This window comes from Pelagicoccus sp. SDUM812003, from assembly GCF_031127815.1.
Taxonomy (GTDB): Bacteria; Verrucomicrobiota; Verrucomicrobiia; order Opitutales; family Opitutaceae; genus Pelagicoccus.
This window is the reverse complement of the sequence record NZ_JARXHY010000007.1, coordinates 252,903-272,966: the sequence shown is the minus strand read 5'-3', so window position 1 is coordinate 272,966 and position 20,064 is coordinate 252,903. Positions and strand designations below refer to the sequence as shown.

Below are 20,064 nucleotides of genomic sequence, written 5' to 3'. Positions count from 1 at the left end.
CGCCCCGTCTGTAACGACTTTTCTGAACCAATCTCATGCAACACCCGTCCAAGCCCTTAGGCAAACGAAAGAAAGCGCTTAAGGCAAACGAACCCTTGGCCCTAGCGAAGGTGGGGGCACGAAAAAGCCGCTCCATCGAAAGGACGAAGCGGCTCTGAAATTCGATTCGCGAGGCTGGCGACTACTTGTACTGGCTGACGCCTTCCACCACGAGGCCGGCCTCGTTGAAGTACATGCGCGTCAGGCCGATCCCCAAGAGCCCGTCCAGCTCCTCCTTCGTAGGCAGCAGGTCGATCAGCTCTTCGAAGAGCTCATGCTGGTCCTCCTGACCGCTCGCCTGCATGGTCTTGGACAGCGTCTCGAGCGCCGGGATCATGTTTTGCAGCGCCTTGTCGCCACGCGTCACACTGAAGGCCACTCCAGGCTTCACGGGATTCTGAGAGAGGTACTCGCGAAATTCCGGATCGTTCACGAGGGCCTCTTCCCCCTCCGGCACGGAATTCAAGGCGGAGAAGATCCGACTCGCAGTGGTATCGCCTCCCACGGCGAAGACCAGCTTGCCCATGCCATGGGCCACCGTGACCACGCCTTGCGGTCCGCTTGAGGAACGGATGCCGCTGAAGCCCTGCTCGTCGATAATCTCGATCCCTGCGTTCGGGTTTCCGGCCAGCATGCCGCCCATCATGGCCAGTCCGGCCTGCAGGATCTCTGGACGGGAGAAGTCCATCACGATGACTTGAGGAGCCTTGGCCACCTCCATCGAAGCGCCCGTGCCGAGGTCGATCGAAAGGGTTTCCACTGGAAACTCCGCCACATAGGCTCGTTTCCCGAAACTGGACAGCAAGGTATCCATATCGGTCTGCAGCATCATCCCTAGCTGGGCGTTCAGCTGGGCCACCTGCTGCTCCACCACTTCCGGCGGCGCGAACTTCTTGGCGATGTCCAGCAGCAGCTGGTAGACCTCGTTCAAGTCGAAGGAGAAAGCGGAAAAGGTGTTCACGGAAGCGGGCACCCACTCCGGCGGCTGAAACTCGAAGGATTCGCCGTCGATCAATGCCGCCAGTCCACGGCGAGGAGACGGAGCTCCGAGAAACAGCGTGGAGCGCTCCTCCATGTCGACCAGTCCGCTCCAAGCGGCCAGTTTGGTGAAGGACTTCAGGTCGAGAGCCTCGACGAACTGGGCCCCTTTTTGCGGAACGAACTCCAGCAGAGCGCCGACATCGCCCAGCACTTCGATGCGAGGCTCGAAATCAGGTCGCACCGCGTTGATCGCGGGGTCGGAGTAGAAGCTGGAAAGGAATTCGCCCCCGTCACCCTGCTGAGCGGCCAGGAAGACTCCTAGGGCTTCAAGCTCAGCATTCTCAAAAAGCTGCGCGTCCTCCATGGAGGTGATCGGCTCCATCACTTGGCCAATGGCGAAGTAGAATCGGTTTTCGAGGGAGGAAACGAGGAACGAGGAACCGGTTTCCTTGTTTCGAATCCGAGAGCCTGCAGCTCCCGGAAGCTCGAGATCGGTGCGCTCGACGGCCTCGTTTTCCGCGGCGCCGGAGAGCACCGCGTCGAAAGCCTGCTTGGCGACGCCCTCCTCCATGTCCGCCCAGACGAAAAGCGTAGGCATAGCCTGATGGTCAGGCACCTCCTGCATCACCACCGCCGCGCCGATCTCGCTGGTCAGCATGGCGTAGAGATCGTCGAGCTCCAGCCCGACTTCGCCGAGGCTTTGCAGCACGGCCACGCCTTCGTCGTCGTCTTCGATGAGCTTCTGCACGAAGGCCTTGTATTGCTCCACCTTCTCGTCGGAAAGCAGCAGCTTGCCGATCTTGGTGGTCTCGACGTAGCGGTCGAGGGTTTCGGGCGAATTGTCGAAGCGCAGCGCTGCGACGGTTTCGGCTGGTAGGGCTTCAAATGGACTGAGCAATTCGGCGGCGCCGAGAGAGGCGACCAAGGTGCAGGCCGCTGTCAGGCCCAAGAGCTGGGATCTATTTTTCACTGGATTCAGGATTGTTCTTTTCGGGTTCGTCACCCTCGTACTCCCGATAAGGTGGGGCGAGGTACTTCACCCCGTTTTGGGGGAAAGATGAGTCGTAGAGATAGGTTTCCTTGTTATCGAGAAAGTCGATGAGGTCCTGCACGGGGATGCCGAAGGCCAGGCCCGCGAACATGGCATGACCCGCGCAAGCTACGCCGACCACTTCGCCGCGGGCGTTGAACAGCGGTCCGCCGCTGTTGCCGGGATTGATGGCGGCGTCGGTCTGGATGAAGCGAAGGTAGCCGATCGAGCGGGTTCTGGAGGACACGATGCCCTGGCTGACGGATCGCTCCAAGCCGAGAGGATTGCCGATGGCGAACACCAGCGAACCTACATCCACGCCATCGTCCTGAGAAAGCACCACTGGCTTGATCTGCACATCGGCGGCTTCCTCCTGGTCGACCTGCAACAGAGCGAGATCGCGCACGGGATGCAGGGCGATGATCTTGACCTTCTTCAGTTCCTTGCGCTCGTAGCCGCTTTCGGTCCGGTCGAAGACGCTCACCGTGATGTTGGTCTCGCGCTCGATCACGTGATAGTTGGTGACCAAGTAGCCGTTTTCGTTGATAAAGAATCCGCTGCCGAGACCGCTCGGCGTCTTCACCATAACCACCGAATCGCCGAAGCTTTTCACCAGCTCGTTGACCGGGGCCGCATTCAGGCGGCCCACCGTGTAGAGACCGTTCTGCTCGCTCTGCTGCTCCTGGGCGCCGCCGTCGGCCTCCTCGATCGTGAGGATCTGGTCCGAGGGGATTTTCAGCACTTCGAAGCCCAGATCGAGCACCACGTACTGGTCGTCCTTCTTGATCACTTCGGCCACGATTTCGGTGCCGTTTTGAAAGGTGAGCCGGTCAAAGCCGACTGCTCCGAAGGCAAGGTTAGAGATGAAAAGGGATAAGGCGATTGCTCGGATCATCATTCTGCGTCTTTCGCAAGGTAGATAAGTATTCGGTCGTGACTCGCTAAAACTAAATCCTGAAACGAGTCTCCATCAACATCCATGGCCAACATTCGGTAGGGATTCACGCCTCCTCGGCCGCCATTATCCTGGCCGTAAGGATACTTCCCGTCGTCGTAAACCTTCCAGGAAATGACCTGGTCGTAGCCCTCCGAGGCCTCGCCGTACACGATCACGTCGCGCTGCCCGTAGTCCACGGTGGCGATTTCGTCGATGCCATCCCCGTCGATATCCACGGTGAACAGGGTGCCGAGGGTCTTCTTTTCGTAGTCGCGGCTAGCGTTCTCGTTCGGATCGATGCTGTGCTTGAGCGTGAGCTGCCGGGAACTGCCTTCGCTCGGAACGTTGATCGAATTGCTGCCGATCAGCGTCAGACCCAGCACGCGGTCCATCTTCAGGCCCAGCGAATACGGCACCGCGCTACGGTCCTCGGTGCGAAAGATGCCGGACTGATCGACCACCATACGGTGCACGTGCTCGCCGTCCGACTCGAGAGCGTAGGCTTCGGTTTCGGAAATCGGCGCGAAGGAGCGGATGGAGTAGTCGCCCTCCAGCATGATCTGATCGATGACTTCCAGATTGGAATCGAGCTTTTGCACCACGCCCTCCTCCGCGAGATACAAGGCCCCGCGGTGCAAGCGTATGCGGCCGATGTCGGCCCCTTTGAAACGCGAGGTGGCCAGGGCCGCCTTGCCCTCCGCCAAGGTGCAGATGGAAGTGGTCTTGCTGAACTTCTTCTTCACCAGCAGGCGCTCGCCGCCCAGCCAGACGCAGTCCTCGAAATCCCCGTTGAGCCCGGGAAAAAACACCTCGCGCGGCGCGTCCTCACCCGCGGACCAAACGCTGAGCACCAGCGAATCGCCACGCTGCGAGATCCACCAGGTGTCGTCCTCGAATTGATCGAAGGCCAGAATCTTCCACTCGCCGTAGTCCTGCCCGGTCTCGCCTATTCGCTTGGGAAAGGTGAAGCGGGTGCCGTCCCAGTGGCTCTCGTAGGGTTGGCCTTCGTCCTCCACCTGCAGCAGGATGGAGCCTTTCGCGTTGCCGATCGCTTTGATGCCGATCACGTCCTTGAGCATGGGGAAGGAGCCGAGAAAGCTCCAGAACTCCCCTTCCTGCACGTAAACGTTGAGGATGGGCTTGTTGCGGTCGAGCTCCACGATGGCCTTTCGGCCGTCGAGTTCGATGGAAGCCCAGCCATCCGCGTCGGGCTGGCTGATGGGGAGCAGGTTTCGTTTCCCCAAGGGGCTTTTCTCACCCATGCCCAGTTCGTAGAAGCTGATGGTGTTGGCCTGGTTGGCCCCCATGAAGGCGATCACTGGTCCTTCGCTGGAACGCATGAGTCGAGCCACGTTGGTATTGCTGATCTCCTCGGAAATGTTGATGGCGGGGCGAAAGCGCTCTCCCTCCGACTCGTACCAGCGGATGGGCGAGTTCACCGTGTTCTGGGCCTCCACCAGATCGAGATCTCCATCTTCGTCGAGATCGACCAGCCACCAGCGGTTTCGTTCGATGTCGCGCTCGCGCGGGTGCAGCCATCTCACCTCATCCGAATCGAAATCGACCAGCTGTATGCCGTCGCTGAAGCTGATGAGCGTCTGCAGCGAATCGCCCAGCGGCCGCACGAGAATCGGTTTGGCGGTGCTCAAGTCGGATTCGGAGATCTCCCACTCGCGCAACGCGTTCCACTGTCCATCCTTGTCCTTCTTCAGGATGACCAGCTTGCTCGGGTCCGACTGGATCATGAAAATCTCGTCCACGCCATCGCCGTCCACGTCGTACACGGTGGCCACCTGCGGCAAGCGGGAAAAGGGAATCTCCACCTTCTCGAAATCCTCCGCCATCGGCAGGAAGTTCGGATTTTCCACCTGGGACAGATCCGGGACCACGCGCTCGCCGGTGTAGCGGTAGAGGTCGATACGGGACTGCCGCGTCTCCACCACCATCAAGGAGGCTCCTTCGCCTTCGCGGTCTTGGACGGGCCCCATCTTGTAGGCGCCGCTGTCGACTTTGATCACTCTCAGGCCTTGCCAGCCGGGAAACTCCTCGGCGCCGAGCGTCGAAACGAGGGCTAGGCTTAGGGCAACGCGCAATGGACGTAGAAAAGGCAAATATCTCACAAGTAAACCGGAGTTCGTGCATAGGATCCCGAGGCCGCTGATCATGGCAATCACCAAATCGGACTGAACGAAAAGGCCCCGGGGACGGTTCGCTGGCATGGTCTCAAATCAATCGCGGGATCCGTTCGTCTACCCCTTGGGGACCTGAGACTCGCGACCGTTGGTCGCCATCCGCGCTTGGCCAGCCGCGCCGACGGACGAACAGACAAGCGAATCACAGCTTTTCTCCCAAAAAAACGTCAATATCTGGCAGGAGAGATGCTCAGCTCGGCATAAAGTGGTACATTGTCTCCACCGTTGAAAAACGGACGCCATAACACCAGCAACCCAATCGCATTCATGGTACCGAATACGCGCTTCACCACCAAGATTGTTGCCGCCTTCGCCCTCGTCTGGGGGCTCGTCCTCTCCGCCAACGCGCAGGAGGACGCTCTTTGGGATCAAACCTCGGACCAGCCTTCCGTTTCGCCGATGCCACCCGCCATCACCCAAGGCGCGGAGGCCTACCAGCGAGACGCTCCGCCCTTTCGCCGACGCGTCATGCGGGAGGACATATCCGTGCGTTTCCGCTCGCTCCGCCTGGACTCGGGCAAACGCGTGACCCTCGTCTACGGGACGCCTAAAAACGTGAAAAGCTGTCCGGCGGTCTTCGTGCTGGATGCCGAAGCGAACGCCTTGGCCAACGCTCAGGGCATCCGCATCCCAGGACTTTCCAAACGGAAATTCAAGGAGGCGCGCCAGGCCTCCTACCTGCTTCGCTCCCCCTTCGGCAGCAACATGCTCGGAAACGGGTTCGGCGTGGCCTACGTGGTAGCGGACGATCTCGACGCCTTGCGGTCCGCTCGGACCAAGGACTGGATCGGGATCTTCGATCGCGTGCGCGACTTGAGAAACGTGGCGGACAACAGCGTTTTCCTCTTCTCCACGCGCGAGTACGCGAACCTGTCGATCTATTTGACCACCAAGTACAACTTCTCCGGCTTCGTGCTTGAAGAGCCAACCTACATGCTATTCAGCCGCGACACCCACGAGGACGTGATCCGCAAGGCGGACCGGCTCACTCCCGACGAGATCTGGAACCGCACCGACCCGACGCGAGCGTTTCGCTACCGCGAGCTCTTCAGCCAGATCAACACGCCTATCCTCCTGATACGCAATCCGGAGTCCGAAGCCTACGCCTTCAATGAAAAGACGCTGATCCCGCAAATGCAGCTGGCTGGGACCTATGTCGAAGCCATCGAGATCGAAGGCCCCGCCCGCGCCTTGACGGTATTTGGCGGCAGTCCCGATACCGGAGTCATACAAGTGAACCCCGAGGTCGCCTACCACGCCCCGACCATTTCCAAATGGGTGGACGAAATGATCACCTATATGAAAATGAATTCCAACGTGGAGGCGGTCGCCCTGCGCGATCCGACCAATCACCGAAACTGGTAGCGCAATCCGCCTCCTCGACACTTCCAAGGAGCTGAGGCCGGCAAGGCTTCGGCTCTTTCGCTTTTGCGAGGGCTTCGAAGACGAGCCAGAGGACTGAACCGCGGCCCCTTTCTGGAATTCGGACGGCGACGGGAACCCCGTCTAGACCGCCCCAGAACGGGAATCCTCGACGAAATCTCCCCGATCCAGCGGCAATCTTTTACCCCATTCCCCTATTATAAAGTTGCGTCAGACCCAAGAATCCTTACCCGCCTTTCTTTCCGCGAGCGAATCCGCCGCCAAATTTAAGGAATAAGATCATGGCAACAGACCTATCCAAGTACAGGAACATCGGTATTTTCGCCCACGTTGACGCGGGCAAAACCACCACAACTGAGCGTATTCTCAAGCTCACTGGCAAGATCCACAAGCTCGGTGAAGTTCACGAAGGTGAATCCACCATGGACTTCATGGAACAAGAAGCGGAACGCGGCATCACCATCCAATCCGCGGCGACCACCTGTTTCTGGCCAGGAAGCGAGCAGCAATTTGATTCCCACCGCTTCAACATCATCGACACCCCGGGTCACGTCGACTTCACCATCGAAGTCTACCGTTCGCTCAAGGTTCTCGACGGCGGCATCGGCGTTTTCTGCGGTTCCGGCGGCGTCGAGCCTCAGTCCGAAACCAACTGGCGCTACGCCAACGACTCCGAAGTCTCTCGCATCATTTACGTAAACAAGCTCGACCGTATCGGGGCGGACTTCTTCCGCGTGGTCAAGCAGATCGAAACCCGACTCGGCGCCAAGCCGCTGGTCATGGTTCTGCCCATCGGCCGCGAATCCGAGCTCAAGGGCGTGGTCGATCTCCTCACCCGCACCGCTTGGGTGTGGGACGAATCCGGCGACCCGATGAACTACACCAAGAAGGACGTTCCTGAAGACATGAAGGACGCCGTCGAAGAGTGGCGCGAAAAGCTCATCGAAACCGCAGTCGAACAAGACGACGAGCTCATGGAAGCCTACCTCGAAGGCAACGAGCCATCGATCGAAGACATCAAGAAGTGCGTTCGCAAAGGCACCATCAACCTCGACTTCTTCCCGACCTACTGCGGCTCCTCCTTCAAGAACAAGGGCGTGCAGAATGTGCTGGACGCAGTCGTCGAGTACCTGCCAAACCCGACCGAAGTTAAGCCGCAGCCAGAAGTGGACGCGGAAGGCAACGAAACGGGCGAGTTCGCGATCGTCGACCCGAAGAAACCGGTTCGCGCCTTGGCGTTCAAGATCATGGACGACAAGTACGGCGCCCTGACCTTCATGCGCATCTACTCCGGCACCATCGGAAAGGGTTCGACGCTGCTCAACACCTTCACCGGCAAGACCGAGCGCATCGGCCGCATCATCGAGATGCACGCCAACGACCGCAACGAAGTCGACTCCTGCCAAGCGGGCGACATCGTGGCTTTCCTCGGCATGAAGACCGTGCAAACCGGCCACACCCTCGCCGATCCCGATCATCCAGCGACCCTGGAACCGATGGTCTTCCCGGATCCCGTTATCTCCATCGCCATCACGCCGAAGGACAAGGCCAACGCTGAAAAGCTGGGCGTCGCTCTGGGCAAGATGGTGGCTGAAGACCCCTCCTTCCGCGTCGAAACCGACGAGGACTCCGGCGAAACCATCCTCAAGGGCATGGGCGAGCTTCACCTCGACATCAAGGTGGACATCCTCAAGCGCACCTACGGAGCGGAGGTGATCGTGGGCAAGCCACAAGTCGCCTACCGCGAGTCCATCACCGCTCCCATCAACGACGGCTACACGCACAAGAAGCAGTCTGGCGGTTCCGGTCAGTACGCGAAGATCGAATACTCGATCACTCCAGGCGAGCCCGGTTCCGGCTTCACCTTCGAGTCCTCGGTCGTGGGCGGCAACGTGCCGAAGGAATTCTGGCCTGCGGTCGAAAAGGGCTTCAAGTCCTCCGTCGAACGCGGTGTTCTTGCTGGCTACCCAATGGTCGACGTGCACTTCAATCTGCAGGACGGTGGCTACCACCCGGTGGACTCCTCCGCAGTGGCTTTCGAAATCGCAGCCAAGGCCGCGTATCGCCAGTCCTTGCCAAAGGCCAAGCCTCAGATCCTCGAGCCGATCATGAAGGTAGACGTATTCGTGCAGGAAGAGAACATCGGCGACGTCATCGGCGACCTCAACCGTCGTCGCGGCATGATCAAGGAACAGGATTCCACGCCGACCGGCGTGCAGATCAAGGCCGAGGCGCCGCTCTCCGAAATGTTCGGCTACATCGGCTCCCTCCGTACCATGACGTCCGGCCGCGGTCAGTTCTCCATGGAGTTCTCGCACTACGCGCCGACTCCCAAGAACGTTTCCGAGGAGATCATCAAAGAAGCCAAGGAACGCGAAGAGGCCAAAAAGAAGTAATCGCCTTCCGATCCTTTCCTTAAATTTACCCAAGCCCGACTCCTCGCGAGTCGGGCTTTTTCGTACCCGCTCAACCACCTGGCCACCCCCTTTAGCCTCGACAGAATCCCCGCCTGGGATTAGGAAAACCAATAGCCCGCATGCGTCCTGCTAATCGCTCGACACGTGCCGACCCACTCGACTCCAACCATCCTAATCCAAGACTCAACCCGTCTTTGCGAAGGCTTCGTTCGCGCCGACAGCTTGACCTAGGCGGCCACTGCTATGCCACCCCACCCTTTGCGCCAGCGACCGACCGACGGGTCGCCTAGCCCACGGGTTCCCATCCGCTGGATCGCCTGCGGCTTGGCTACCTTTGTTTTCGCCACATTCGCCACTGCCGACGGCCCGATCACCTTCGGTGAAAACCATGTCGACTCCATTTCCCAAGGCGGCGAAGTCGACCTCTGGACCTTCGAAGCCGAAGCGGGCGACTCGGTGCTGATCATTATTTCAGAGTCCATACCCGAGGGCATGAGCGATACCGACTTTCGCCCCAATATTAATTTGAGCGATCCGGACGACCAACTGATTAGCTTTACCAACGGGGCCATCGGCAGCCGACTCAATGAGAGGCTGGAGAAAGACGGGACCTACACCATTCGCGTGAGCGATCTCCCAGACGTGGAAACCGGCGACTACCAGCTAAGGGTTGCCAAAACGCCCGGCGACTTCACCACGCCCGATGGCGACGAGGGCGGCACTCTCGAAAATGGGGCCAACCAGTTGGGGGCCATCGATATTGGCGATCTGGACATTTGGCGATTCACGGCCGAAGCGGGCGACCATTTCACTCTCTCCATCGCCCGCGAAGTTCCGGAAAACACCGACTTCAGCCCAACCATGTGGCTCTACGCCCCGGACGGAGCGTTTCTGTTTTCCTACAATGCCGCGTCCGATCCCGCCACCGAAACCAGCCAGGTGGCAGAGCAGGACGGGGCCTACACTGTGGTGATCAGCGACTTTATCGGAGATGCGCCCGGCGCCTACACCCTGCGTCTCGCTCAACTCTCCCAGACCTTCACCATTCCGGAAGGCGATGAGGGCACCATTCTGGTCAATGGCGAAAACCACACCGGCGTGCTGGAAATCGGCGATCTCGACCTTTGGACTTTCGAAGCGGTCGTGGGTGATAACATCTTCCTTTCCATCGCGGAGCTCGCTTCGTCTTCGGAGGAGCTCACGGATTTCTCCCCTCAAATTCGCGTTTACGACCCCAACGGCGACGAAACGGGAAACCGCGGCGGCCCGATCTCGCGCACCTTCAACCAAACCGTCGCCATTTCCGGCACCTACACGGTCCTTGTCACGGACGACCACGAACACCATCCCGGCTCCTACATCCTTCGGCTGGCCCGAACGCCTCAAGCATTCCTGGTACCGGACGGCGACGAGGGAGGCCCGCTTCCCAACGGATTGCCCCAATACGGGTCAATCGCCTGGGGAGACCTCGACCTGTGGACTTTTGACGCGAACGAGGGCGAAACCATTGTGCTCAGCATCGCCGAACAGCCAGATGGAGAGGACCAGCTCACCGACTTCAGACCGCGCATTCGGCTGCTCGATCCCGACGGAGTCGAAGTCCGCGACAATAGCGCAGAAATCGGAGCGCAGGCGCTCAAACAAGCCGAAAAGACCGGCACCTACACCGTGCTCGTCAGCGACGCGGTCGACGACAACGCGAAGATCCCCGGTCACTACCGACTAGAGCTCGCCCTGATCCCAGCCGCATATCAAATATCAGAGGGGGACCAAGGCGGAGCGCTTGCTAATGGCGAAACACGACTGGGTACGATTTCGGTTGGCGATCTCGATCTCTATCAGTTGAGGGTGGTAGACAGCGACTTTGTCACCATTCGCCTGGACGAAGTGATCCAAGCTGGCGACTCGGGAGACTTTTCCCCGAACCTTCGAGTCTTTGACGAAACCGGCACCCTTCTCAACGATCTCACCGACGAAAGTTCTCTGGAATGGACACGAACCAATCGCGGGACTCGTACCTATTTCGCTCTCGTTTCGGACGGAGATGAGGACAAGGCCGGCTCCTACCAGATCCGCTACCTTAGCCTTCCCGCGAAGCTGGAATTGAACCCGATCCGAACCGTCAAACAAACGCAGGCGGTTTCCATCCCGCTCTCCGCGACCGATCCCAACGATCCCGACAGCCCGGTCGCGTTCGCCATCGAATCCGGCGGACTTGATGGCATGGAGATTCAATCCCTCTCCGCCACTGAAGCGGAGCTCATCTGGACAGCCCCTGAAGGATTCGAACCTCAGACAGCTCAAATCGTCGTGTCCGCGAGCACGGACTTCGAGGGGCAAACCTACAGCGATACGCGAACAGTTTTCCTGACCATTCAAAAGCACGAAACCATTATCGACATAGCTTCCTACTCGCTCGACCCAGGAAAGAGCCTAGCCATCCACTATGCGGGAGAAGACGCGAAAAGCTACCAGCTGCTGCGCTCCAGCGACCTCTCCCAATGGGAGGTGGTAGAGACGTTTCAAGGCACGCGGCAGATTGAGATTGATCTAGAAGAACTGGAAACCGGCGGCAGCGTATTCTACCGAGTGGTCGAGACCCAGGAATAAAGCCGCTGATCCTTTTTTTGGATACAGAAGAAACCAGATCTTCAGAAACGAAAAAGTCGCCCCGGGCGAAACGCCGAGGCGACAAGTCAGACTAGTTTGGCGGGGAGGTTTAAAAGCTCCTCCTAGCGGTGGCCCCAGCCACGCTTCACAAAACCGAAGAAACCGCGGTGCCACTTCCAACCGCGATCGCTTTCGATTTCAAAAATAGTGGTCGTTCCGCTAACCTCGCTTGCAACCAGGAGCAACGGCTTGCGAGTCGGGCTCTTGTGGGCTGGCACGAATTTCAATCCTTCCGGTCCAAGGTCGCCAGCTTCAGGAGTATCGGCGTCCACTTCGAAATTTCGCGTATTCACATACTCGATATACTCCGGATCGTAGGGATTGGTCACGTCATATACCATGATGCCTCCGATGCGCTCGAGTCCGATGAAAGCATAGGTGCGGCCTCGAATCGTGCCAACGGTGACCGCCTCCGGCTCAGGGCCTTTGGCATCGCTGCGGCTATCGAAGTCATCGTTGTCGTCGTTGCTCGAATTAAAATCGACAGGCAGCAACAGGCTCGTGATGGTCTCGAAGTCATCCCCGCTATCAAAGACAAGGTTGCCCTTGCGATCCCAGATACTGAAAGAACGCGTGCCATAAGTGTAGAGCTCGTCGAAGTCGCCATCGTTATCGATGTCCCCATCGATGATAGAGGCGCTGAGGCGACCGATGGCTTCGTTTTCCTGCAGTTCGTCCGCATTCGGAAACGCCGTGGGATCGAGATCCAAATCCTTGATACGCACGGCATCAAACTCGCGGTCGTCTCCTTCGTTGGCGGTGATGTAAAACGGCTTGCCGAGGAAGGAATAGCTGGCGATCGAGTCGGGCATGAACATGCCTTTGACCGGCCAGTTGGTTATGTTGATCTGGTCATCACGATCGCTCGCATCCAGTCCGAAACCGGGGATGCTGTGATCAATAGTCCCGAGGGGTACGACCTTCTCCAGCTCGCCACTCCAAGCGTCCACGATGGCGACAGCGTTCGCTTCCTGCAACGTCACCCAAAGCGTATTTCCCCAAGGACTGAACGCGATGTACTCTGGCTCCAAATCTTGGGCGATCGATTCGGCCTGCGGAAAGATACGCACGCCTTCCGGTACGCCGCCATTGAGGCTCTTGAAATCAATAGTGGTCACATCATCGGCGTCCACATGCTTTCCGCCGCGAAAGACCGTGATCAAACTCACCGATCCTTCCGGATCCTCGCTGAAGATAGGATTGTCGTCCTCGTCGCGAGCTGACTCCCCTTCATTGGCCACTGCTAGCTGAAAGCCAAAAGGGCTGTAGGTCACCATGTCCGGCAAAGCTCCGACTTCCACAGAATTAAGGAACGTGCCATCAGTCGTGTAAAACAGGACATGGCCCGGATCAGTCACTGGATCGGAGGCCACGGCAACAGCGATTTCGCGTATCCGTTTTCTGGGGTCGACAGTCACACTGTTTGGCGAACCGTACGCGCTCACGTCTATGGAGAACTTGAGAACAGGATTATCAATGTCGGAAACATCCAACACATCGATCGAATCAGAGTCGCCGTTGACGACGTAAGCCTGATTGGTAGCGGGATCGAAATCGACGATTTCTGCAGCGCTTTCGTCAAAAACGCCGGTGTGATAAGTCCCACGAGGGACCAGCGATATGCCGGCTATCGCATGCGAGGCGATTCCGGCGGTTAGAAGACTAAGGGTTAGGCAACGTAATGATGAGAACATAGGGATAACACAACAGGTCGCCAGAATTCGGCAGACAACCTCCTTACTCTTGGCCGCTCGACATTTCACCTTTGCGTCACAAACCGCGCTGATCCGTGACCCTACTGGCGCCCGTTCGTCGCCTAGGAATTCCTTCGACAAACCTCGCTTCATGCGAAAGCTCACTCCCCTTTTCCAATGCAAAAGCGACCTATTCTTGTCACTTGTCCCAAAGCCTGCTCGGGCTACCTCGCTCAAGAGCTGGAAAGTCTCGGCTACTCGGTCCATTCCGAGGTATCGAACGGCGTATTCACCGAGGGCGACTACCGCGATTGCATCCGCCTCAACCTGAGTCTGCGCACCGGTTTACGGGTGCTTTGGCAAGTGGGCGAGTTCCTAGCTCACGACGGCGAAGATCTCTACTATCACGCTAACAAAATGCCTTGGGAAAGCTGGATTCCCGAGGACGGCTACCTTTCCATCGTATCCTCCATCCGCAACGACACCGTCAACAACACCAAGTACCCGAACCTTCGGCTCAAAGACGCCATCGTGGATCGAATCCGCGACGAGACCGGCCAACGCCCCGACTCTGGAAACGAACGCGATCGCTGCGTGGTCTTTCTGTATTGGCAGCATGACGACGTCTGCCTGTACCTCGACACCTCAGGCGTGCCGCTGAGCAATCGCGGCTACCGCGTCATGCCGGGCAAGGCTCCGGTCCGGGAAAACCTCGCCTCCTCCATCATCGCCGCCACTCGCTGGGACTATAAAAGCCCTTTCTTGAACCCCATGTGTGGAAGCGGCACCCTTGCCATCGAAGCCGCTCTCATGGCGAGCCAGATCCCAGGCAATCTACGCCGCGACAATTTCTCCTTCATGCATTTCAAACCGTACCGAGATAGCGACTACAAGGAGCTCCGCGAAGAGCTGCGTAAACGCGTCCCGGACAGCCTGCCATTTCCCATCATCGCCTCCGATATCGATCGGGAAGCCATCAAGGCCGCTGAAACCAACGCCCGAAAAGCGGGCGTCGATCACCTCATCGAGTTTCGCGTGTGCGACTTCCGCGACGCCCCTATCCCCGAAGAAGCGGGCGTCATGGTATTGAATCCTGAATACGGAGAGCGCCTCGGCGAGCAACGCAAGCTTGAGCAGACCTACAAGGAAATCGGCGATCTCTTCAAACAGCGCTGCCCGGGCTACTGGGGCTACATTTTCACCGGAAACAAAAACCTCGGCAAACGCGTCGGACTGAAAACCAAGCGACGCATCGAGTTCTACAATGGCCCCATCGAATGCCGCCTGCTTGAGTACGAACTCTACGACGGCACGCGAAATCCGAAATACCTGAACCAGAACGACTGAAACCTTTCGCAACTACCGCGGAACGGGAAGGCCGATTCGTCGTTCCTCTGTCGACGACGCGCCGATGGCCGCAACGCTCGTCTCAGCCAGCGATCGCCCGGCATCGGGTATAGCCAAGCGGATTTCTGTCAACGCTAGGCCTTTTCGTCGAATTCCTTGACACCCGCGAAATTTCGGACGCGGAGCCCTTTACGGCACCTATCCTCCCATAGGTCGTTGCTGCGTAAAAGCTTATGCAATTACGTACATCCCCTTACCCGCCAAGCTCAATCACTTGGCGCACGGCAGGCTAATAGGAGCCATCAGGGGAATTACTCCCGCCTAAACCCGAACACCATGAAAACACATCTAAAACTTGTCCTCGCCGCACTTTCCTCCCTCGTAGCGGCCGCGACCTGTCTCGCCATTCCCGCCTCTTACGGCACGGCGACGCACAGCACCACCGAATGGCAGGAACTCGCCACCTACGACAACAACGGCTTGGTCGATGAGCAAGGCGTCTTCTGGAGCGTAGACAATGGCGTCACCTGGGGAAGAGAAGCCCTATCCGTCGGCCAGACCGTCAAGTTCCAATTCAACATGCACAAGCGGAACGTCGGCACGCACTACGCCGACTTTGTGAAGGCATGGATTGATTGGAATAAGAACGGCTCGTTCGACGATCCGAGCGAGACGATCATATTCGCGAAGCAAGAGCTGCCGAACGTAAATGGATCCTATACACCTCCAGCTCCTGGTGAAGCAGATTTCGTATTCGAGTCCGGCGACTTCACCATCGAAAGCTTTCACATCGGCAGCTTGTGGCTCCGAGCTCGCGTCGTCTGCAGCGAATCCTTGAACGACAAGAGGGCGAACAGCGTTTGGGAGGACCAATGGGATCTAAGCGACGAAACGTACAACAATCTGTTCCAACCCACCGGCCACCTATGGCAAGGCGAGGTCGAAGAACACAAGATCTCCGTTGTTCCCGACGCTTCTTCCACCATCGCGCTTCTCGGTGGCGCCCTTTTCGGTCTGGCGTTCTTCCGCCGCCAAGCGCGTCGCTAATCGGCCCACGTTCACTCAATATTTTTCAGAGCCCGTCGCGCCCGCCGCGACGGGCTTTTTTCGTTCTCCTTGCTAGGATCCAGGAGCGCGCAGCTTCTCGCTCAGAGCTTTGGCCTGCTCCGAGAGTCCGGCTTCCGATTCGGCGATGAGCGACAGGGCCTCGCGAAAGTCGTCGCTCATTCGCGTTCCCGGGCGAGTGGCGGCCGTCAGGATCTGCTCGAGGGAACGCGAACGCGATTCGCCGCTTGGAATGCCCTCCAGCAACTGAGCCAGCTTCGCTCCTCCATCGCTTCGACCCGTCAGCGACCAAGCCATCGAGGGCAGGTAGCGGGCCCGCTGCTCCACCGACTCCTCCTTTTCGTAGTAGGTCACGGCGGCGGCGAAATCGTTGCGGGCCAGATGAGAAACCGCCCGCATCCGGATGTTGTTCCGCTCCACCTCGTTAGGGATGCTGTCGGAGATCTTGAGAGCGATCTGCGGCTGTATGAAGGCCAAGGTCCGAGAAACTTCCATTCCCACCTCCGCAAGCAGCCCTTCCTCCGAGAGACGATCCACGAGCTCCAAACTCTGCTCGGCGCTGCCATCGCGAAAGGTCTGCTGCAGCATGTCCGGAAAGGCGCTCTTGACCGCTGGGTCGTCGTAGTTGGCAAACGCGAAATTCAAGGCCCCTTCCACATCCGATTCAACCCAGCCACGTAAAAATCCTTCTAGGGCGCCTTTCGCTTCCTGCGGATCGTCGATCTGGGACAAGGCGTTCAAAGGCGCCTCCGTGTCCAGAACTCCCCAACGGTGGTAGACCTGCGAAATCAGCTTCGCCCGGTCCTCTCCATTTTCGATCTGCGATAGCTTGGCGAGCAGCTGCCCCTGACGCTCCTCCTCGAACGCCGCATCGACGAGAAATCGACTAAACGCATCGAAACGCCGATTCTCGGTATCTTCGGCGATGTACTGCAATAGAAGATCGGGATCCTGCTTGGCCAATTCCATGACCGAGCCGCGGGTCAGTCTCAGTTGAACGAACGAATTGCCACCCCCTTCCATGAGCTCCTTCGCCGCCTCCCAAGACGCGTGCACATCCGTATGGGCCCAGCCCGCCAATACCGCGGAGACGCTGTCGGTGCGATTTCGGCCCTTCATTTCCGAGGCGATCTTGTAAGCGATCGGACCGTCGAGTTCGCCCCATTTCACGAAAAACGGTCTCAGCAAGTCGCCCCGCAATCTCGGCTCCGAGATCTCCAGAATCTTCGCCAGCATCTGCGGGGCCTCCTCGGAGCTCAGGTTTTCGAACAGGCGCTCGAGCTCGTATTGACGGCGTCGATACGAATCGTGATCCATCGCTCGGTCGATGCGTTCCTGAAAGCTGAGCGCGTCTTCATACGAAGCGCCGTCCGCCGAGTCGCTGGCATAGGAAGCTCCGATTCCACGGAGAGGTGTTCCATCCTCCGAAGCTTTTTCGACAACCACTGCGTCGGAAACGTCCTGCCGCTCGACGGTCTGGAAATAGGAGCTAGCGAGGAATCCCGATATTCCACCAAGAGCGAATATCAGTATGAAAGCAGGTATGCGGGTTTTCATTTGGGGCTATATATATCTGGGTAACGGGTTATAAAACAGCGGGAGTATCTAATCTGGATACAAGCGCGTTGTCTCCTTACAGTCTAAACCGCGCCTTGAGACGCTCGTTGTCGATCCCTTATTCAATCTCCAGCCGATCCAATCGCTCGCTCCAACGCCCCAGACTTCGATTTCCTTCGATAAGAAACTTATACGATCGCTCGTCACCGTTTATCATCAGATCCTCGTACGGCTTGGAAAACGCCAGAATGTGCGGGATGTCGGAAAGCATCTGACTGGAAAAGATGTCCATCTCGCCGTATTCGCTCAACCAGACATCCACCACCGAATGCTTTCCGACGAAGCGAAGCATGAAAGTAGCATTGTGGCTCGCCCAGGAATCGGCGGCATAGACAAACAGGTCGTCCAAACCATCCTTCGCCGCCTTCGGATCGAGCTTCTCCACATAGCTGCTAAAGCGAAACCGTCTGAATCGCTGCGCGATCTGTTCATCTTCACCCTTCTCCCTGATGTCCATCGGCGTTTCGTAGCCAGGATAGAAGTTGTCGCGATCGAACGGATCCATGCGCACGTGCTTGACGCGATAGAGCAATACCTCATCCGGTTCATCGATAGCGTCGAACCCCGGAGTCGTTTCCAGACGGGCCAAGGCGGATTCCCAGTCCTCGCCGCGAGGAGTGGAGATCCAGTACATGATGACCGCATAGGCCGCAACCGCTCCCCCGAAAAGCAGCCAACGAAAACGTATCAGCAGACGCCCTACGCGAGAAGCCTGGATCTGTTTGGCGTGCAGAGCGAGGTAGCCGAAAAGAAAGCAGCAGAGACTCAGAAAAACCGCGAGAAAGGTCCAGTACACGCCAAAATGCATGTACCGATAAGGCAGGTAGTGATACCCGACGTCCAAACTGCGGGCCCAACTCACGAAAACGAGCCCCATCCGCCCCACCGCGCAAAATCCGCAAAACAGACCCAAGACGCTTAGCTTCGCCACATCCGACACGCAGGACTCGCCTCGAATCGAGCTCCGGGCGATGCGAAGCGAGTAGCGAAAGGCCATGACCAGAGTGAAAAGCGTCACCAGGAAAAGGCCGCCATCGGGCGGCGACTCGAATAAGGTGATAACCGTGGTGGCAATCATAGAGGCAAAACAATCAATATCCTACATCTGTAGGATTTCAACCCGGCTTTGGCCATTCGGAGTGATTTTTCCGATCGCAGCGGGAGGATTTGACGTTCCGAGAGCGGCGATGTGGCGAAGCGTCCTCAGTTTGCCTATGTCGACTTCTTACCCTCTTCCCCCTTTGCCCAAATGATCCAGTTTCTCGTTTTCGCCCTGATCACGGCAGCAATCGCCGTCCTGACCTACTGGAAATGTCGCGGAGCTCGTTCTTCGGAATCGGGAGCCAAGGAGTATTTCCTGGCTGGAGGAGGACTGAGCTGGATCTTCGTCGCCGGCTCGCTGACCTTGACCAACATAAACACCGACACCCTAGTGGGCTGGAATGGGAACCAGATGCTGAACGTGATCTGGTGGGAGCTGGCTGGGGTGCCGGGGCTGATCCTGCTGGCGAAGGTCTTCCTGCCCCTTTATTACAAAAACGACTGCACCACGGTCACGGAACTGCTGGAGCGCAAGTACGGGGAACCCAGCCTGCGGGCCACCGTGGCCTTTCTCTTCCTTCTGGGAAACGTGGTCATTTTCCTGCCCATCATGCTCTATACGAGCTCGCTCTTCCTCATCTCCCTCTTCGGTCTGCACGTTCCCCTGATGCTGGTCGCCACCGTCATCGCCATCGCGGGCGCCCTCTACGCGATCTTCGGCGGGCTGCGGGCCGTGGCGGTTTCCGATACCTACAGCGGCGTGCTGCTTTTCGGCATGGCTTTGCTCGTAGTGGCTCTCGCCCTCGCGGCGGTCGACTGGGATCTCAGCGGGCTTCCCGCGGAACGCCTCGCTTTGATCGGCGACAGCTCCGCTCCGGTGCCTTGGCACACTTTGCTGACCGGTATGATCTTCACTCAGCTCTACTACTGGAGCGTGAACCAGACCATCACCCAGCGGGCCCTCGCCGCCAAGTCCTTGAAGGAAGCCCAGCGCGGCTGCTACGCTGCAGCGGTCATTCGCGCCTCCATCGTGCCTGCCATCGTCATCATCCCCGGCCTCTGCGCCTACAAGCTGTATGGAGATATTGGCGACGCAACCTACGGGCGCATCGTGTCGGACACCTTGCCGACGTGGCTCTCAGGGGCCTTCGCCGCCGCGATGGTCGCTGCCACCATGACCAGTTTCAATTCCACGCTAAACTCCTCCGCGGCGCTCTACGTCTGCGACCTGCATCAGCGCTTCGTCAATCCAAAGGTCAACATCGGCCCGCTCAGCGTGGGCGTATCCATTTTCTTCGCAATCCTGGGCATCGCGTTGGTGCCCGCCTACATGGGAGCGGAAAGCATCATTCAGCTCATTCAGCAGCTTATCGGGCTCTTCAGCATGCCGATCCTGGCGGCATTCATCACCGGTCTCCTTTTCAAGAACGTGCACGCGCGGGCGGTGATCGCCTCCCTCTTTTTCGGAGCTGGGCTCTACGCGCTGCTGTCATTCGGCTGGCCGGCCTGGCACGCAGCCGCTCCAGAGACTCGCCCCGCGCCATGGCATTTTCTGCACCTGATGTTCATCAACCTCTGGCTTTGCGTCGGCTTCGCCCTGCTGCTCAACTCCCTGTTTTTCAAACGACGTCCGGCCAGGTAGGAAATCCGC

Annotated in this window: 12 protein-coding genes; 6 read left to right on the top strand and 6 right to left on the bottom strand. The window is 58.4% G+C overall.

Features of this window, described 5'->3' with window-relative positions; genetic code table 11:
- Positions 1-181: 181 nt before the first annotated feature.
- The 3 genes from QEH54_RS12075 to QEH54_RS12065 are packed head-to-tail and all read right to left on the bottom strand — an operon-like array spanning position 182 to position 5,080.
- Complete coding sequence (locus tag QEH54_RS12075; RefSeq protein WP_309018933.1) at positions 182-1,990, bottom strand: hypothetical protein; 1,809 nt, start codon at positions 1,988-1,990, stop codon at positions 182-184.
- Complete coding sequence (locus QEH54_RS12070; protein WP_309018932.1) at positions 1,980-2,948, bottom strand: trypsin-like peptidase domain-containing protein; 969 nt, start codon at positions 2,946-2,948, stop codon at positions 1,980-1,982. The genes QEH54_RS12075 and QEH54_RS12070 overlap by 11 nt, the downstream gene beginning before the upstream one ends.
- Positions 2,945-5,080 carry a hypothetical protein gene (locus QEH54_RS12065; protein WP_309018931.1) on the bottom strand — a complete coding sequence of 712 codons (2,136 nt, stop codon included), beginning with the start codon at positions 5,078-5,080 and terminating at the stop codon, positions 2,945-2,947. Before QEH54_RS12065 ends, QEH54_RS12070 begins: the two co-directional genes overlap by 4 nt.
- Before the next feature lie 366 nt (positions 5,081-5,446).
- Between QEH54_RS12065 and QEH54_RS12060 the strand changes: the two genes are divergently transcribed.
- From QEH54_RS12060 to QEH54_RS12050, 3 genes are all read left to right on the top strand, one after another.
- A complete protein-coding gene (locus tag QEH54_RS12060; protein ID WP_309018930.1) occupies positions 5,447-6,544 on the top strand; it encodes a hypothetical protein in 1,098 nt (365 codons plus the stop codon).
- Between the two features lie 299 nt (positions 6,545-6,843).
- Positions 6,844-8,958, top strand: a complete 2,115-nt coding sequence (fusA, locus tag QEH54_RS12055) for an elongation factor G (RefSeq protein ID WP_309018929.1) — start codon at positions 6,844-6,846, stop codon at positions 8,956-8,958.
- 264 nt (positions 8,959-9,222) lie between these two features.
- Positions 9,223-11,589 carry a hypothetical protein gene (locus tag QEH54_RS12050; RefSeq protein WP_309018928.1) on the top strand — a complete coding sequence of 789 codons (2,367 nt, stop codon included), beginning with the start codon at positions 9,223-9,225 and terminating at the stop codon, positions 11,587-11,589.
- 122 nt (positions 11,590-11,711) lie between these two features.
- Here the strand turns inward: QEH54_RS12050 and QEH54_RS12045 are convergent, their stop codons facing one another.
- Complete coding sequence (locus QEH54_RS12045) at positions 11,712-13,343, bottom strand: choice-of-anchor I family protein (RefSeq protein ID WP_309018927.1); 1,632 nt, start codon at positions 13,341-13,343, stop codon at positions 11,712-11,714.
- 177 nt (positions 13,344-13,520) lie between these two features.
- On the opposite strand from QEH54_RS12045, the gene QEH54_RS12040 reads away from it, so the two are divergent.
- Together QEH54_RS12040 and QEH54_RS12035 are read left to right on the top strand one after the other, a co-directional pair.
- Positions 13,521-14,690: a hypothetical protein gene (locus QEH54_RS12040; RefSeq protein ID WP_309018926.1), complete on the top strand. Its 1,170-nt coding sequence runs from the start codon at positions 13,521-13,523 to the stop codon at positions 14,688-14,690.
- Positions 14,691-15,026: 336 nt separating this feature from the next.
- Positions 15,027-15,737 (top strand): VPDSG-CTERM sorting domain-containing protein, encoded by a 711-nt coding sequence (locus QEH54_RS12035; RefSeq protein ID WP_309018925.1) that lies wholly within the window; start codon positions 15,027-15,029, stop codon positions 15,735-15,737.
- Between the two features lie 72 nt (positions 15,738-15,809).
- On the opposite strand, the gene QEH54_RS12030 is transcribed toward QEH54_RS12035, so the two are convergent.
- The gene (locus QEH54_RS12030) at positions 15,810-17,312 is read right to left on the bottom strand and encodes a hypothetical protein (protein WP_309018924.1); all 1,503 of its coding nucleotides are present in this window, start codon (positions 17,310-17,312) and stop codon (positions 15,810-15,812) included.
- 118 nt (positions 17,313-17,430) lie between these two features.
- Positions 17,431-18,450: a hypothetical protein gene (locus QEH54_RS12025; protein WP_309018923.1), complete on the bottom strand. Its 1,020-nt coding sequence runs from the start codon at positions 18,448-18,450 to the stop codon at positions 17,431-17,433.
- A 171-nt stretch (positions 18,451-18,621) separates the two neighbouring features.
- Here QEH54_RS12025 and QEH54_RS12020 point away from each other — a divergent pair, with 171 nt between their 5' ends.
- Positions 18,622-20,055: an SLC5 family protein gene (locus tag QEH54_RS12020; RefSeq protein ID WP_309018922.1), complete on the top strand. Its 1,434-nt coding sequence runs from the start codon at positions 18,622-18,624 to the stop codon at positions 20,053-20,055.
- Positions 20,056-20,064: the final 9 nt, after the last annotated feature.

What these genes read in the sequence shown, in the direction of transcription:
- QEH54_RS12070 (WP_309018932.1), bottom strand. Translation starts at nt 2,948, where the DNA reads ATGATGATCCGAGCAATCGCCTTATCCCTTTTCATCTCTAACCTTGCC.
- QEH54_RS12060 (WP_309018930.1), top strand. Translation starts at nt 5,447, where the DNA reads ATGGTACCGAATACGCGCTTCACCACCAAGATTGTTGCCGCCTTCGCC.
- fusA (WP_309018929.1), top strand. Translation starts at nt 6,844, where the DNA reads ATGGCAACAGACCTATCCAAGTACAGGAACATCGGTATTTTCGCCCAC.
- QEH54_RS12050 (WP_309018928.1), top strand. Translation starts at nt 9,223, where the DNA reads ATGCCACCCCACCCTTTGCGCCAGCGACCGACCGACGGGTCGCCTAGC.
- QEH54_RS12045 (WP_309018927.1), bottom strand. Translation starts at nt 13,343, where the DNA reads ATGTTCTCATCATTACGTTGCCTAACCCTTAGTCTTCTAACCGCCGGA.
- QEH54_RS12040 (WP_309018926.1), top strand. Translation starts at nt 13,521, where the DNA reads ATGCAAAAGCGACCTATTCTTGTCACTTGTCCCAAAGCCTGCTCGGGC.
- QEH54_RS12035 (WP_309018925.1), top strand. Translation starts at nt 15,027, where the DNA reads ATGAAAACACATCTAAAACTTGTCCTCGCCGCACTTTCCTCCCTCGTA.
- QEH54_RS12030 (WP_309018924.1), bottom strand. Translation starts at nt 17,312, where the DNA reads ATGAAAACCCGCATACCTGCTTTCATACTGATATTCGCTCTTGGTGGA.
- QEH54_RS12025 (WP_309018923.1), bottom strand. Translation starts at nt 18,450, where the DNA reads ATGATTGCCACCACGGTTATCACCTTATTCGAGTCGCCGCCCGATGGC.
- QEH54_RS12020 (WP_309018922.1), top strand. Translation starts at nt 18,622, where the DNA reads ATGATCCAGTTTCTCGTTTTCGCCCTGATCACGGCAGCAATCGCCGTC.